Source organism: Pseudomonas fluorescens, assembly GCF_000730425.1.
GTDB lineage: Bacteria > Pseudomonadota > Gammaproteobacteria > Pseudomonadales > Pseudomonadaceae > Aquipseudomonas > Aquipseudomonas fluorescens_X.
In genome coordinates, this window is the sequence record NZ_CP008896.1 from 5,879,058 (window position 1) to 5,892,587 (window position 13,530).

Below are 13,530 nucleotides of genomic sequence, written 5' to 3' on the forward strand. Positions count from 1 at the left end.
CGATATCGCCGGCAAGCCGGCTCCTATAGGGAAGGGGTTAGCAACTGCAGAGCGCGCTATCGAGCACCTTGCGCAGTTCCAGTGGGTGATCGACCACGACGTCGGCGCCCCAGTTGCGGGCATTGTCGTCGGGGTGGATGTAGCCATAGGTGACGGCGGCGGTGCGGGTGCCGGCGTCGCGCCCCGACTCGATGTCCCGCAGGTCGTCGCCCACAAACAGTACGCTGGCCGGGTCCAGGTCGAGCATTTTGCAGGCCAGGATCAGCGGCTCCGGGTCGGGCTTGCTGTTCTTCACATGGTCCGGGCAGATCAGCAGCGCCGAGCGTTCGGCCAGGCCAAGTTGCTCCATGATCGGTTCGGCAAAGCGCAGTGGCTTGTTGGTGACCACGCCCCAGATCAGCTTGGACCGTTCAATGTCCTCCAGCAGCTCGGCCATGCCATCAAACAGCTTGCTATGGATCGCACAGCCCTTGAGGTAGCGTTCGAGGAATTCCAGGCGCAACGCTTCAAAGCCCGGGGACTCAGGGTTCATGGCAAATGTCACGGCGACCATGGCCCGGGCGCCGCCGGAGACTTCATCGCGGATATGCTGGTCGTTGATGGGCGCAAGCCCGCGCTCGGTGCGCATGGCCTGGCAGATGGCGATAAAGTCCGGCGCGGTATCGAGCAGCGTACCGTCCATGTCGAAAAGAACCGCTTTCAACTTCACAGGCTTATTCCTCTCGCAGGGTCTGGATCATGTAGTTGACGTCTACGTCGCTGGCCAGCTTGTAGTGCTTGGTCAGTGGGTTGTAGGTCAGGCCGATGATGTCCTTGACGGTCAGCCCGGCCTGGCGGCTCCAGGCGCCCAGTTCGGAAGGACGGATGAATTTCTTGAAGTCATGGGTGCCACGCGGCAGCAGCTTCATGATGTATTCGGCACCGATGATCGCGAACAGGTAGGCCTTGGGGTTGCGGTTGATGGTGGAGAAGAACACCTGGCCCCCAGGCTTGACCATGCGGAAACAGGCACGGATCACCGAAGACGGGTCGGGCACGTGCTCCAGCATCTCCAGGCAGGTCACTACGTCGAACTGCTCGGGCATTTCCTCGGCCAGGGCTTCAGCGGTGATCTGCCGGTATTCGACATTCACGCCCGATTCCAACTGATGCAGTTGGGCCACGGCCAGGGGCGCTTCGCCCATGTCGATGCCTGTCACTGTAGCGCCACGCTGGGCCATGGCTTCGCTGAGAATGCCGCCACCGCAGCCCACGTCGAGGACTTTCTTGCCGGCCAGATTGACACGCTCATCGATCCAGTTGACCCGCAGCGGGTTGATATCGTGCAGCGGCTTGAACTCGCTTTCGCGGTCCCACCAGCGGTGGGCCAGGGCTTCGAATTTGGCGATTTCGGCGTGGTCGACGTTACTCATGGGTAGTCCTCTAAATCCGATAAAACGGTTTGCCAGGTCCGGAATGCTGATCCAGGGCTGGCGTTATTCGTGGTGTCCGCTGATGCGCCGGCCCCAGGCACTGGCCGTTGCGCTCAGTTGCTGTTCATCCATGCGGGTCAGTTGCCGGTCGTCGAGCAGTTGCTTGCCGCCGACCCAAAGGTGTTTCACACAATCGCGTCCGGTGGCATAGATAAGCTGCGAGACCGGATCGTAGATCGGCTGCTGGGCCAGCCCCGAAAGGTCGAAGGCGACTATATCGGCGGCCTTGCCCACTTCCAGCGAACCGATTTGCGTTTCCAGGCCCAGGGCCCGCGCGCCGTTAAGGGTAGCCATGCGCAGCGCGCGATGGGCATCCAGGGCGCTGGCCGAGCCGGCGACGGCCTTGGCCAGCAGCGCAGCGGTGCGGGTTTCGCCCAGCAGGTCCAGGTCATTGTTGCTTGCCGCGCCGTCGGTGCCTACTGCCACATTGACGCCGGCCTGCCACAGGCGTTCCACCGGGCAGAAGCCACTGGCCAGTTTCAGGTTGGATTCCGGGCAATGGACCACGCTGCTGTTGCTTTCTACCAGCAAGGCCAGGTCTTCTTCGCTGACTTGGGTCATGTGAACGGCCTGCAAGCGCGGGCCCAGCAAGCCCAGGCGCGCAAGGCGGGCCAGGGGGCGCTCGCCATATTGCTCGACAGACTGCTGCACTTCAAAGGCGGTTTCGTGGACATGCATATGAATGGCGGCGTCCAGTTCCTCGGCGATCACCCGGACTTTCTCCAGGTTCTCATCGCTGACGGTATAGGGCGCATGGGGGCCAAAGGCAATTTTGATTCGAGGGTGATGCTTGAGGTCGCCAAACAACTCCACGCCCTGGCGAATCGCCTCGTCGGCGGTGGCAGCGCCGGGGATCGGGAAGTCGAGGATCGCAATTGCGATCTGCGCACGCATGCCACTGTTGTGTACGCGTTCGCTGGCGACCTTGGGGAAGAAGTACATGTCCGAAAAGCAACTGATGCCACCCTTGATCTGCTCGGCAATCGCCAGGTCGGTGCCGTCGCGCACGAAGTTCTCATCGACCCACTTGGCTTCGGCCGGCCAGATATGCTGTTGCAGCCAGGTCATCAGTGGCAGGTCGTCGGCCAGGCCGCGAAACAGGGTCATCGCCGCATGGCCGTGGGCATTCACCAGGCCTGGGCTGAGCAGCATCCCAGGCAACTCGCGCACTTCGCGGGCTGCCAGCTTCAGCGCTTGCGCGCGCGGCCCGATAAACGCGATGCGTCCGTCGCGGATACCCAGGCCGTGCGCCTTGAGCGCCACGCCCGCAGGTTCGACCGGTACCAGCCAGCTTGGCAGTAGCAGTAAGTCGAGCGGGGCGGCGGGTGGCGTCATAGCGGGCATCGTCCGGGGCGGTTATATAAAGAGGGCGAAGTATACCCGAGCGCCTTGGCCGGCGGATCGCTATAATCGGCGGCTTTTGTTGATAAGTACGGGGTGAGGGATGCGCGATCGACTGTTGGCGGCGGAGAAGGTGAAGGCCATCGATTGGCGTGATGGCGCACTGCACCTGCTCGATCAGCGTGCGCTGCCGTCCCGGGAGAGCTGGGTGACCTGCGCGACGGTCGGCGAGGTGGCCGCAGCCATTCGCACGATGGTGGTGCGTGGTGCGCCGGCCATCGGTATCAGTGCAGCCTATGGCCTGGTGCTGGCCGCCCGCGCGCGGATCGCCGAGGGCGGTGACTGGCAGGCTGCATGGGAGGAAGATTACGCGTTGCTGGCCGATTCCCGTCCCACCGCATCGAACCTGTTCTGGGCCCTCAAGCGCATGCGCGATCGTCTCGACCGCCTCAAAAAGCACGCCGACCCACTGGCGATGCTGGAGGTCGAAGCCATTGCGATCCATGAAAGCGACCGTGAAGCCAACCTGACCATGGCGCAATTGGGTGTCGAGTTGATCCGCAAGCACCAGGGCAATGCCCAGGCCATCCTGACCCACGGTAATGCCGGGGCCTTGGCCTGCGGTGGCGTGGGCACTGCCCTTGGGGTGATCCGTGGGGCGTTTCTGGAAGGCATGGTCGAGCAGGTCTACGCCAACGAAACCCGCCCCTGGCTGCAAGGCTCGCGGCTGACTGCCTGGGAGCTGGCGGGCGAGGGCATTCCGGTCACCGTGAATGCCGACTCGGCTGGCGCCCATATCCTCAAGACCAAGGGCGTGACCTGGGTGATTGTCGGTGCCGATTGCATCGCCGCCAATGGCGATGTGATCAGCAAGATCGGTACTTACCAGTTGGCAGTGTGCGCCATGCACCATGGCGTGCGCTTTATGGTGGTGGCTCCCAGCTCCACCCTGGACCTGATGATGGCCACTGGCGATGACGTCGCCCTGGAAGAGCGGGATGCCGGCGAGCTGCTGGAAGTCGCCGGGCAGCGATTTGCCGCTGATGTAACAGCCTTCAATCCGGTGTTTGACGTGACGCCAGCGGACCTGATCGACGTGATCGTTACTGAAAAAGGCATTGTCGAGCGGCCAGATACCGCCAAGATAGCCAAGTTGATGTGCCGCAAGCGCTTGCATTGAGGGCTTTGGTGTCTGGCAGATTGCAATCGCAGGCAAGCCCGTTCCCACATTATGAGTGCCTTCATAAAACAACGGTGGGAGCAGGCTTGCCCGCGATTGGCCCGAAAAGCCAACAAAACCCTTGGATATATAGGCAAATCCACGCTGTGATCCGGCTCTGAGCCCCTCTCGTCGCCCTCAAGCCTGTCATCCGTCAACTTACTACGCTCCATGCGCATCTGGGGGATAGGTGCGTGGCGGCGATTGTGATACCATTCGGCGGTTTCCAAGGTCACCCCAAGGGGCGACCTTTAATGCGCAGATCCGTGTCATAACTCGTTGATTTGTCGTAAGTCGTTGCCAGGCATCATGTCGGCGGCGGCGAGCTTCGTTCGTCCCATATGGATGTGACGAGGTTTCACCCGAAAAAGGAATCAGGCTTCTCATGGGCGAACTGGCCAAAGAAATCCTCCCGGTCAATATCGAAGACGAGCTGAAACAGTCCTACCTCGACTACGCAATGAGCGTAATTGTCGGGCGGGCACTGCCTGATGCGCGCGATGGCTTGAAGCCCGTGCACCGGCGTGTGCTGTTCGCGATGAGCGAGCTGGGTAACGACTGGAACAAGCCGTACAAGAAATCTGCCCGTGTTGTCGGTGACGTGATCGGTAAGTATCACCCTCACGGCGACACTGCGGTGTATGACACCATCGTTCGGATGGCCCAGCCGTTTTCCCTGCGCTACCTGCTGGTAGACGGCCAGGGCAACTTCGGTTCGGTGGACGGCGACAACGCCGCGGCCATGCGATACACCGAAGTGCGCATGACCAAGCTGGCGCACGAGTTGCTGGCCGACCTGCACAAAGAAACCGTGGACTGGGTGCCGAACTACGACGGCACCGAAATGATCCCGGCTGTCATGCCAACCAAGATTCCAAACCTGCTGGTCAACGGCTCCAGCGGTATCGCCGTGGGCATGGCCACCAACATCCCGCCACACAACCTCGGTGAAGTCATCGACGGTTGCCTGGCCCTCATCGACAACCCTGAGCTGACCGTCGATGAGCTGATGCAATACATCCCCGGCCCCGACTTCCCGACTGCCGCGATCATCAACGGCCGTGCAGGCATCATCGAGGCCTATCGCACGGGGCGTGGCCGTATCTACATGCGGGCCCGCTCGATGATCGAAGACATCGACAAGGTCGGTGGCCGCCAGCAGATCGTCATCACCGAACTCCCTTACCAGTTGAACAAGGCGCGTCTGATCGAGAAGATCGCCGAGCTGGTTAAAGAGAAGAAGCTCGAAGGCATCACCGAACTGCGCGACGAGTCTGACAAAGACGGTATGCGCGTGGTGATCGAGCTGCGTCGGGGCGAAGTGCCTGAGGTGATCCTCAACAACCTCTACGCCCAGACCCAGCTGCAAAGCGTGTTTGGTATCAACGTCGTGGCCCTGATCGACGGTCGCCCGCGCATCCTGAACCTCAAGGATCTGCTGGAAGCCTTCGTCCGTCACCGTCGCGAAGTGGTTACCCGCCGTACCGTCTTCGAGCTGCGCAAGGCCCGTGAACGTGGGCATATCCTGGAAGGCCAGGCGGTTGCGCTGTCGAACATCGACCCGGTTATCGCCCTGATCAAGGCTTCGCCGACTCCGTCGGAAGCCAAGGAAGCACTGATCAAGATGCCGTGGGAGTCCAGCGCTGTAGTGGCGATGGTTGAGCGTGCCGGTGCCGACTCATGCCGTCCGGAGACCCTGGACCCGCAATACGGCCTGCGCGACGGCAAGTATTTCCTGTCGCCGGAACAGGCCCAGGCCATCCTGGAGCTGCGCCTGCACCGCCTGACCGGCCTGGAGCACGAGAAGCTGCTGGCCGAGTACCAGGAGATCCTCAACCAGATCGGCGAGCTGATCCGCATCCTCAACAGTGCCGTGCGCCTGATGGAAGTGATCCGCGAAGAACTGGAAGTGATCCGTGCCGAATACGGCGACGTGCGGCGCACTGAAATTCTCGATGCACGCCTCGACCTGACCCTGGGTGACATGATCCCGGAAGAAGAGCGTGTCGTGACCATTTCCCATGGTGGCTATGCCAAGACCCAGCCTTTGGCTGCGTACCAGGCCCAGCGTCGCGGTGGCAAAGGCAAGTCGGCGACCGGCGTCAAGGATGAGGACTACATTGCCCACCTGCTGGTAGCCAACAGCCACACCACGCTGTTGCTGTTCTCCAGCAAGGGCAAGGTGTACTGGCTCAAGACCTACGAAATCCCGGAAGCCTCCCGCGCTGCCCGTGGTCGTCCGCTGGTCAACCTGTTGCCGCTGGACACCGATGAATACATCACCACCATGCTGCCGGTCGAGGAATACACCGAAGGTCACTTCATCTTCATGGCCACTGCCAAAGGCACGGTGAAGAAGACCCCGCTGGAATCCTTCAGTCGCCAGCGTAGCGTGGGCCTGATCGCCCTGGAGCTGGACGAAGGCGATGTGCTGATCTCTGCAGCCATTACCGATGGCGAGCGTGAAGTGATGCTGTTCTCCGACGGCGGCAAGGTGACGCGCTTCAAGGAGTCCGACGTACGTGCCATGGGCCGTACCGCCCGTGGTGTGCGCGGCATGCGCCTGCCGGAAGGGCAGAAGCTGATTTCCATGCTGATCCCGGAAGAAGGCAGCCAGATCCTCACGGCCTCGGCCCGTGGTTATGGCAAGCGTACCGCTATCAGCGAGTTCCCCGAGTACAAGCGTGGCGGCCAGGGCGTTATCGCCATGGTCAGCAACGATCGCAACGGCCGTCTGGTCGGTGCGGTCCAGGTGCTGGATGGCGAGGAAATCATGCTGATTTCCGACCAGGGCACCTTGGTGCGTACCCGTGTTGATGAAGTGTCGAGCCTGGGTCGCAACACCCAGGGCGTGACCTTGATCAAACTGGCCAGCGACGAGACCCTGGTGGGTCTGGAGCGTGTCCAGGAGCCATCGGAAGTCGAAGGCGAGGAGCTGGAAGGTGAGGCGTTCGATGGCGAGGTGATCGCAGCAGGCGATGACAGCGTCGACGAGCCAATCCTCGATGCTGCCGCAGACGAAGAAGAACCGCAGGAATAAGCGGACAACCAAGGGGGCGGATGAAGATTCGCCCCCTTGTTATTTGTCCCCTTTGAAAGTTTGCAATACTGCGCATTCCCCTGTGGGAGCGGGCTTGCTCGCGAAAGCGGCGTATCAGTCAGCGCATAGGCGGGCTGACACACCGCTTTCGCGAGCAAGCCCGCTCCCGCAGGGGATATGTGTCGAACACGAATTATGTGACCACCAGATCAGAGCGAGATTGGATGTGAGCAAGAGAGCCTATAACTTCTGTGCTGGTCCCGCGGCACTTCCTGAAGCAGTCCTGCAGCGTGCGCAGGGTGAACTCCTCGACTGGCATGGCAAAGGCCTCTCAGTCATGGAAATGAGCCACCGCAGCGATGAGTTCGTGTCCATTGCCACCAAGGCTGAGCAGGACCTGCGTGACCTGCTGGACATCCCGTCGGACTACAAGGTGCTGTTCCTGCAAGGTGGCGCCAGCCAGCAGTTCGCCCAGATCCCGCTGAACCTGCTGCCGGAAGACGGCACGGCCGACTATATCGATACCGGCATTTGGGGGCAGAAGGCCATTGAAGAGGCCTCGCGCTACGGCAATATCAACGTGGCCGGTACTGCCAAGTCCTACGATTATTTCGCTATTCCAGGTCAAAACGAGTGGAAGTTGTCCAAGGACGCGTCCTATGTTCACTACGTGCAGAACGAAACCATCGGCGGCCTGGAATTCGACTGGGTACCTGAAGTCGGTGATGTCCCGTTGGTGTGCGACATGTCCTCGGACATTCTTTCGCGCCCGATGGATGTGTCCCGCTACGGCATGATCTACGCCGGTGCACAGAAGAATATTGGCCCGAGCGGCATCCTGGTCAACATCATCCGGGAAGACCTGCTCGGTCGTGCCCGCTCGCTGTGCCCGACCATGCTCAACTACAAGGTCGCGGCCGACAACGGCTCGATGTACAACACCCCGCCGGCCTTTGCCTGGTACCTGTCGGGCCTGGTGTTCGAGTGGCTGAAAGAGCAAGGCGGCGTGGCTGCCATGGGCAAGCTCAACGAAGAGAAGAAGCGCACCCTGTACGACTTCATCGACGCCAGCGGCCTGTACAGCAACCCGATCAGCCTGAGCGCCCGCTCGTGGATGAACGTGCCGTTCCGCCTGGCTGACGACCGCCTGGACAAGCCATTCCTGGCGGGTGCCGATGCGCGTGGCCTGTTGAACCTCAAGGGCCATCGCTCGGTAGGTGGTATGCGCGCTTCGATCTACAACGCTGTCGACCTCAATGCCATCAAGGCGTTGGTGGCCTACATGGCAGAGTTCGAGAAGGAGCACGGCTAATGTCTGAGCAAGAACTCAAGGCCCTGCGTGTACGCATTGATGCCCTGGACACCAAGGTCCTGGAACTGATCAGTGAGCGGGCGCGGTGTGCCCAGGAAGTGGCGCGGGTCAAGATGGCCTCCCTGGCCGAAGGCGAAGTGCCGGTATTCTACCGCCCGGAGCGCGAAGCCCAAGTGCTCAAGCGCGTGATGGAGCGTAACCAGGGGCCGCTGGGCAATGAAGAAATGGCGCGGTTGTTTCGCGAGATCATGTCGTCGTGCCTGGCCCTTGAGCAGCCATTGAAGGTGGCTTACCTGGGCCCTGAGGGTACTTTCACCCAGGCGGCGGCGATGAAGCATTTCGGTCACGCGGTGATCAGCAAGCCCATGGCGGCCATTGACGAAGTGTTCCGCGAAGTGGCGGCCGGTGCGGTGAATTTTGGCGTGGTGCCGGTGGAAAACTCCACCGAAGGCGCGGTCAACCACACCCTCGACAGCTTCCTTGAACACGACATGGTGATCTGTGGTGAAGTCGAGTTGCGTATCCACCACCACTTGCTGGTGGGTGAAAACACCAAGACCGACAGTATCAGCCGCATTTACTCCCACGCCCAGTCGCTGGCCCAGTGCCGCAAGTGGCTGGATGCCCATTACCCGAATGTCGAGCGCGTGGCGGTGTCCAGTAACGCCGAGGCGGCCAAGCGGGTCAAGGGCGAGTGGAACTCGGCGGCGATTGCCGGAGATATGGCGGCGGGCCTGTACGGCCTGACGCGCCTGGCGGAAAAAATCGAGGATCGACCGGACAACTCCACGCGCTTCTTGATGATCGGCAGCCAGGAAGTACCGCCGACGGGCGACGACAAGACCTCGATCATCGTCTCCATGAGTAACAAGCCTGGCGCGCTGCATGAGCTGCTGGTGCCGTTCCATGACAATGGGATTGACCTGACGCGCATTGAGACACGTCCTTCGCGCAGCGGTAAATGGACCTATGTGTTCTTTATCGACTTCGTCGGCCACCACCGTGATCCGCTGGTCAAGGGTGTGCTGGAGAAAATCAGTCAGGAAGCCGTGGCACTCAAGGTGCTGGGTTCCTACCCGAAAGCGGTTTTGTGAGGCTTTGACATGAGTGGCAACTTCCTCGCCCTGGCGCAGCCGGGCGTACAACAACTGTCGCCTTACGTTCCAGGCAAACCTGTGGACGAGTTGGCGCGCGAGTTGAACCTGGATCCAGCGAAGATCGTCAAGCTGGCCAGCAATGAAAATCCCCTGGGCCCAAGCCCCAGGGTGCTGGCAGCGATCCGCGAAGAGTTGGCGGAGCTGACCCGCTACCCCGACGGCAACGGCTTTGCCCTCAAGTCCCTATTGGCTGAGAGCTGCCGGGTCGAGTTGAGCCAGGTGACCCTGGGCAATGGTTCCAACGATATCTTGGAGCTGGTGGCGCGTGCCTACCTGGCGCCTGGCCTGAATGCGGTGTTCAGCGAGCACGCATTTGCCGTGTATCCGATTGTCACCCAGGCCGTTGGTGCCGAGGCGCGGGTGATTGCGGCCAGGGACTGGGGGCATGACCTGCCGGCCATGCTGGCGGCCATCGATGCCCAGACCCGGGTGGTGTTTATCGCCAACCCGAACAACCCGACGGGTACCTGGTTCGGTGCCGCTGCGCTGAACGAGTTCCTGCAGGATGTGCCCGAGCATGTGCTGGTGGTGCTGGATGAGGCCTACATCGAATACGCCGAAGGCAGCGACTTGCCCGACGGCCTGGACTTCCTCGCGGCCTACCCGAACCTGCTGGTATCGCGCACCTTCTCCAAGGCCTATGGTCTGGCTTCGTTGCGGGTTGGCTACGGGTTATCCACAGCGGTCGTCGCCGATGTGTTGAACCGGGTGCGCCAGCCGTTCAACGTCAACAGCCTGGCGCTGGCGGCGGCCTGTGCGGCGTTCAAGGACGCCGAGTATCTGGAAGAAGGGCGGCGGATCAACGAAAGCGGCATGCAGCAACTGCAGCAAGGCTTCCGTGAGCTGGGCTTGGGGTGGATTCCCTCCAAGGGCAATTTTATTTGCGTGGATCTCGGTCAAGTGGCCGCCCCGGTGTTCCAGGGCCTGCTGCGCGAAGGCGTGATTGTGCGTCCGGTGGCCAACTACGGTATGCCGAACCACTTGCGTATCACCATCGGTTTGCCGGCTGAAAATAGCCGCTTCCTTGAGGCGCTGGCCAAGGTCCTGGCCCGTGGTTGATGTGATTGCGAAGCAAGCTGTTGTACCTGTGATCGGTCGTCTGGTGGTGGTCGGCCTAGGATTGATTGGCGGCTCCTTTGCCAAAGGCCTGCGCGAAAGTGGTCTGTGTGGCGAAGTGGTTGGTGTGGATCTGGACCCGCAATCGCGCCAGTTGGCGGTTGAGCTCGGTGTGGTGGATCGCTGCGAGGCGGACTTGGCCGTTGCATGCCAGGGCGCCGATGTCATCCAGTTGGCGGTGCCGATCCTCGCCATGGAAAAACTGCTGGTGCTATTGGCCGGTATGGACCTGGGTAAGGCGATCCTCACGGATGTCGGCAGTGCCAAGGGCAATGTGGTGCGCGCGGCGCAGCTGGCGTTTGGCGGCATGCCGGCGCGCTTCGTGCCAGGGCATCCGATTGCCGGCTCCGAGCAGAGCGGGGTCGAGGCCTCCAATTCGCAGCTGTTTCGTCGGCACAAGGTGATCCTGACGCCGCTGGCCGAAACCGCCCCGGCAGCGCTGGCCGTGGTGGACCGGTTGTGGCGCGAGCTGGGGGCGGATGTCGAGCATATGCAGGTAGAGCGTCATGACGAAGTCTTGGCGGCGACCAGCCATCTGCCGCATCTGCTGGCCTTTGGCTTGGTCGACTCCCTGGCCAAGCGCAACGAGAACCTGGAGATTTTTCGTTACGCCGCCGGTGGCTTTCGTGATTTCACGCGGATTGCCGGTAGCGATCCGGTGATGTGGCACGACATATTTCTCGCCAATCGCGAGGCCGTACTGCGTACCCTGGATACCTTTCGCAGTGACCTGGATGCCCTGCGCGACGCCGTCGATGCGGGGGATGGTCATCAACTGCTGGGCGTCTTCACCCGTGCACGGGTAGCACGCGAGCATTTCAGCAAAATCCTGGCGCGTCGGGCCTATATGGACGCCGCCGCCAACGCTGACGATGTGGTGTTTGTCGCCAATCCGGGTGGGCGGTTGAGCGGCAAGATCCGGGTGCCGGGGGATAAATCCATTTCCCATCGCTCGATCATGCTCGGGTCGCTGGCGGACGGTATTACCGAAGTCGAAGGATTTCTTGAAGGTGAGGATGCCCTGGCTACCCTGCAGGCGTTCCGTGACATGGGCGTGGTGATCGAAGGCCCGCATCATGGGCGAGTGACCATTCATGGTGTTGGCCTGCATGGCTTGAGGCCGGCGCCGGGCCCGATCTATCTCGGCAATTCGGGCACCTCCATGCGCCTGTTGGCGGGTTTGTTGGCGGCGCAGCGTTTTGACAGTGTCTTGACCGGTGATGCTTCGCTGTCCAAGCGACCGATGAATCGCGTGGCTGAGCCGTTGCGGGCGATGGGGGCGGTGATCGAGACCGGGCCGCAAGGGCGGCCACCGCTGATCATTCGTGGCGGGCAGGCACTCAAGGGCATGAACTACACGCTGCCGATGGCCAGTGCCCAGGTCAAGTCCAGCCTGTTGCTGGCTGGGCTGTATGCCGAGGGCCGTACAGCGGTGACCGAGCCTGCGCCCACCCGTGACCATACCGAGCGAATGCTGCGCGGTTTTGGCTGCCCGGTGGATGTCGTTGGGGCGACGGCTACGGTCGAGTCGGGTCATACATTGCTAGCAACGTGTATCGAGGTGCCGGGGGATATCTCCTCCTCGGCATTTTTCCTGGTGGCCGCTTCGATCGCTGAAGGTTCTGAATTGTTGCTGGAGCACGTGGGCATCAATCCGACCCGCACCGGCGTGATCGATATCCTGCGCCTGATGGGGGCTGATATCGCTCTGGAAAACCCGCGCGAAGTGGGCGGCGAGCCGGTTGCAGACCTGCGTGTGCGTGCGGCACCGCTCAAGGGGATCGAGATTCCCGAGGCCCTGGTGCCCCTGGCGATCGATGAGTTCCCGGCGCTGTTTGTTGCCGCAGCCTGCGCCGAAGGGCGCACGGTGTTGCGTGGTGCTGAAGAGTTGCGGGTCAAGGAGTCCGACCGCATCCAGGTCATGGCCGACGGTCTGTTGGCGCTGGGTGTTAAGTGTGTGCCAACCCCTGATGGGATTATCATTGATGGCGGAGGCATGGCCGGGGGGGAGGTGCATGCCCACGGCGATCATCGGATCGCCATGGCATTCAGCGTAGCGTCCCTGCGTGCCACCGCACCGATTCGTATCCATGACTGTGCCAACGTAGCTACATCTTTTCCGAATTTTCTTACACTGTCTGCCCAGGTTGGCATTCGTGTAGCCCAAGAGGCTCAATTGTGAATATCAAAGCACCGGTGATTACCATCGACGGGCCAAGCGGCTCTGGCAAGGGCACTGTCGCGGGCCTGCTGGCCAAGCGTCTGGGTTGGTGTCTGCTGGACTCCGGGGCGCTGTATCGCCTGCTGGCTTTTGCTGCGCGCAACCATGGCGTAGACCTGACTAATGAGGAGTCGTTGGTGCTGCTGGCGGCGCACCTTGACGTGCAGTTTGTCGGGGCGACCGAGGGGCACTCACTGCGCATCATCCTCGAGGGGGATGATGTAACCGATGACCTGCGCAACGAACAGGTTGGCTCCTGGGCCTCCCAGGTCGCGGCGTTGCCTGCGGTGCGTGACGCGTTGCTCCAGCGCCAGCGGGCTTTCCAGGAGCCGCCGGGCCTGGTGGCTGATGGTCGCGACATGGGCACCGTGGTGTTCCCTGAGGCGCCTCTGAAAATTTTCCTGACGGCCAGTGCCGAGGAGCGGGCGCGCCGCCGTTACTTGCAGTTGAAGGGCAAGGTGGATGGTGTTAGTCTGTCGAGTCTGCTAGATGAGATTCGTGCGCGCGATGAGCGCGACACCCAGCGTGCGGTAGCCCCGCTCAAACCGGCGGCTGACGCCATACAGCTGGATTCCACGGAATTGTCCATCGAGCAGGTGCTGGAACGCATCTTGAGTGAAATCGCCCTTCGCGATATCACCGGATGACTCAG

At 61.6% G+C, this 13,530-nt stretch carries 10 protein-coding genes; 7 read left to right on the plus strand and 3 right to left on the minus strand.

The features are described from left to right. Positions 1–37: 37 nt before the first annotated feature. The 3 genes from mupP to HZ99_RS26490 all read right to left on the minus strand — a co-directional run bounded on the left by mupP (position 38) and on the right by HZ99_RS26490 (position 2,807). Positions 38–709, minus strand: coding sequence for an N-acetylmuramic acid 6-phosphate phosphatase MupP (mupP, locus tag HZ99_RS26480; RefSeq protein ID WP_038447368.1), 672 nt, complete (start codon positions 707–709; stop codon positions 38–40). A 4-nt stretch (positions 710–713) separates the two neighbouring features. Further along, positions 714–1,412: a bifunctional 2-polyprenyl-6-hydroxyphenol methylase/3-demethylubiquinol 3-O-methyltransferase UbiG gene (gene ubiG / locus HZ99_RS26485; RefSeq protein ID WP_038447370.1), complete on the minus strand. Its 699-nt coding sequence runs from the start codon at positions 1,410–1,412 to the stop codon at positions 714–716. Positions 1,413–1,475: 63 nt separating this feature from the next. Continuing rightward, positions 1,476–2,807 (minus strand): TRZ/ATZ family hydrolase, encoded by a 1,332-nt coding sequence (locus HZ99_RS26490; RefSeq protein ID WP_038447372.1) that lies wholly within the window; start codon positions 2,805–2,807, stop codon positions 1,476–1,478. Positions 2,808–2,916: 109 nt separating this feature from the next. Between HZ99_RS26490 and mtnA the strand changes: the two genes are divergently transcribed. The 7 genes from mtnA to cmk all read left to right on the plus strand — a co-directional run bounded on the left by mtnA (position 2,917) and on the right by cmk (position 13,525). Continuing rightward, entirely contained in the window at positions 2,917–3,993 is a 1,077-nt protein-coding gene (gene mtnA / locus HZ99_RS26495; RefSeq protein WP_038447374.1) for an S-methyl-5-thioribose-1-phosphate isomerase, read from the plus strand. Between the two features lie 424 nt (positions 3,994–4,417). Next, the gene (gyrA, locus tag HZ99_RS26500; protein ID WP_038447376.1) at positions 4,418–7,072 is read left to right on the plus strand and encodes a DNA gyrase subunit A; all 2,655 of its coding nucleotides are present in this window, start codon (positions 4,418–4,420) and stop codon (positions 7,070–7,072) included. 226 nt (positions 7,073–7,298) lie between these two features. Then, positions 7,299–8,384 carry a 3-phosphoserine/phosphohydroxythreonine transaminase gene (serC, locus tag HZ99_RS26505; protein ID WP_038448205.1) on the plus strand — a complete coding sequence of 362 codons (1,086 nt, stop codon included), beginning with the start codon at positions 7,299–7,301 and terminating at the stop codon, positions 8,382–8,384. Continuing rightward, complete coding sequence (pheA, locus tag HZ99_RS26510; protein WP_029298704.1) at positions 8,384–9,478, plus strand: prephenate dehydratase; 1,095 nt, start codon at positions 8,384–8,386, stop codon at positions 9,476–9,478. The genes serC and pheA overlap by 1 nt, the downstream gene beginning before the upstream one ends. A 9-nt stretch (positions 9,479–9,487) precedes the next feature. Then, a complete protein-coding gene (gene hisC / locus HZ99_RS26515) occupies positions 9,488–10,600 on the plus strand; it encodes a histidinol-phosphate transaminase (protein ID WP_038447378.1) in 1,113 nt (370 codons plus the stop codon). Between the two features lie 28 nt (positions 10,601–10,628). Continuing rightward, positions 10,629–12,839 carry a bifunctional prephenate dehydrogenase/3-phosphoshikimate 1-carboxyvinyltransferase gene (locus HZ99_RS26520; protein ID WP_038448206.1) on the plus strand — a complete coding sequence of 737 codons (2,211 nt, stop codon included), beginning with the start codon at positions 10,629–10,631 and terminating at the stop codon, positions 12,837–12,839. Then, complete coding sequence (gene cmk, locus HZ99_RS26525) at positions 12,836–13,525, plus strand: (d)CMP kinase (RefSeq protein WP_038447380.1); 690 nt, start codon at positions 12,836–12,838, stop codon at positions 13,523–13,525. The genes HZ99_RS26520 and cmk overlap by 4 nt, the downstream gene beginning before the upstream one ends. Positions 13,526–13,530 lie beyond the last annotated feature (5 nt).

Excerpts from the sequence above, each read along its gene's own strand:
- ubiG (WP_038447370.1), bottom strand. The coding sequence starts at position 1,412 with ATGAGTAACGTCGACCACGCCGAAATCGCCAAATTCGAAGCCCTGGCC.
- HZ99_RS26490 (WP_038447372.1), bottom strand. The coding sequence starts at position 2,807 with ATGACGCCACCCGCCGCCCCGCTCGACTTACTGCTACTGCCAAGCTGG.
- mtnA (WP_038447374.1), top strand. The coding sequence starts at position 2,917 with ATGCGCGATCGACTGTTGGCGGCGGAGAAGGTGAAGGCCATCGATTGG.
- gyrA (WP_038447376.1), top strand. The coding sequence starts at position 4,418 with ATGGGCGAACTGGCCAAAGAAATCCTCCCGGTCAATATCGAAGACGAG.
- pheA (WP_029298704.1), top strand. The coding sequence starts at position 8,384 with ATGTCTGAGCAAGAACTCAAGGCCCTGCGTGTACGCATTGATGCCCTG.
- hisC (WP_038447378.1), top strand. The coding sequence starts at position 9,488 with ATGAGTGGCAACTTCCTCGCCCTGGCGCAGCCGGGCGTACAACAACTG.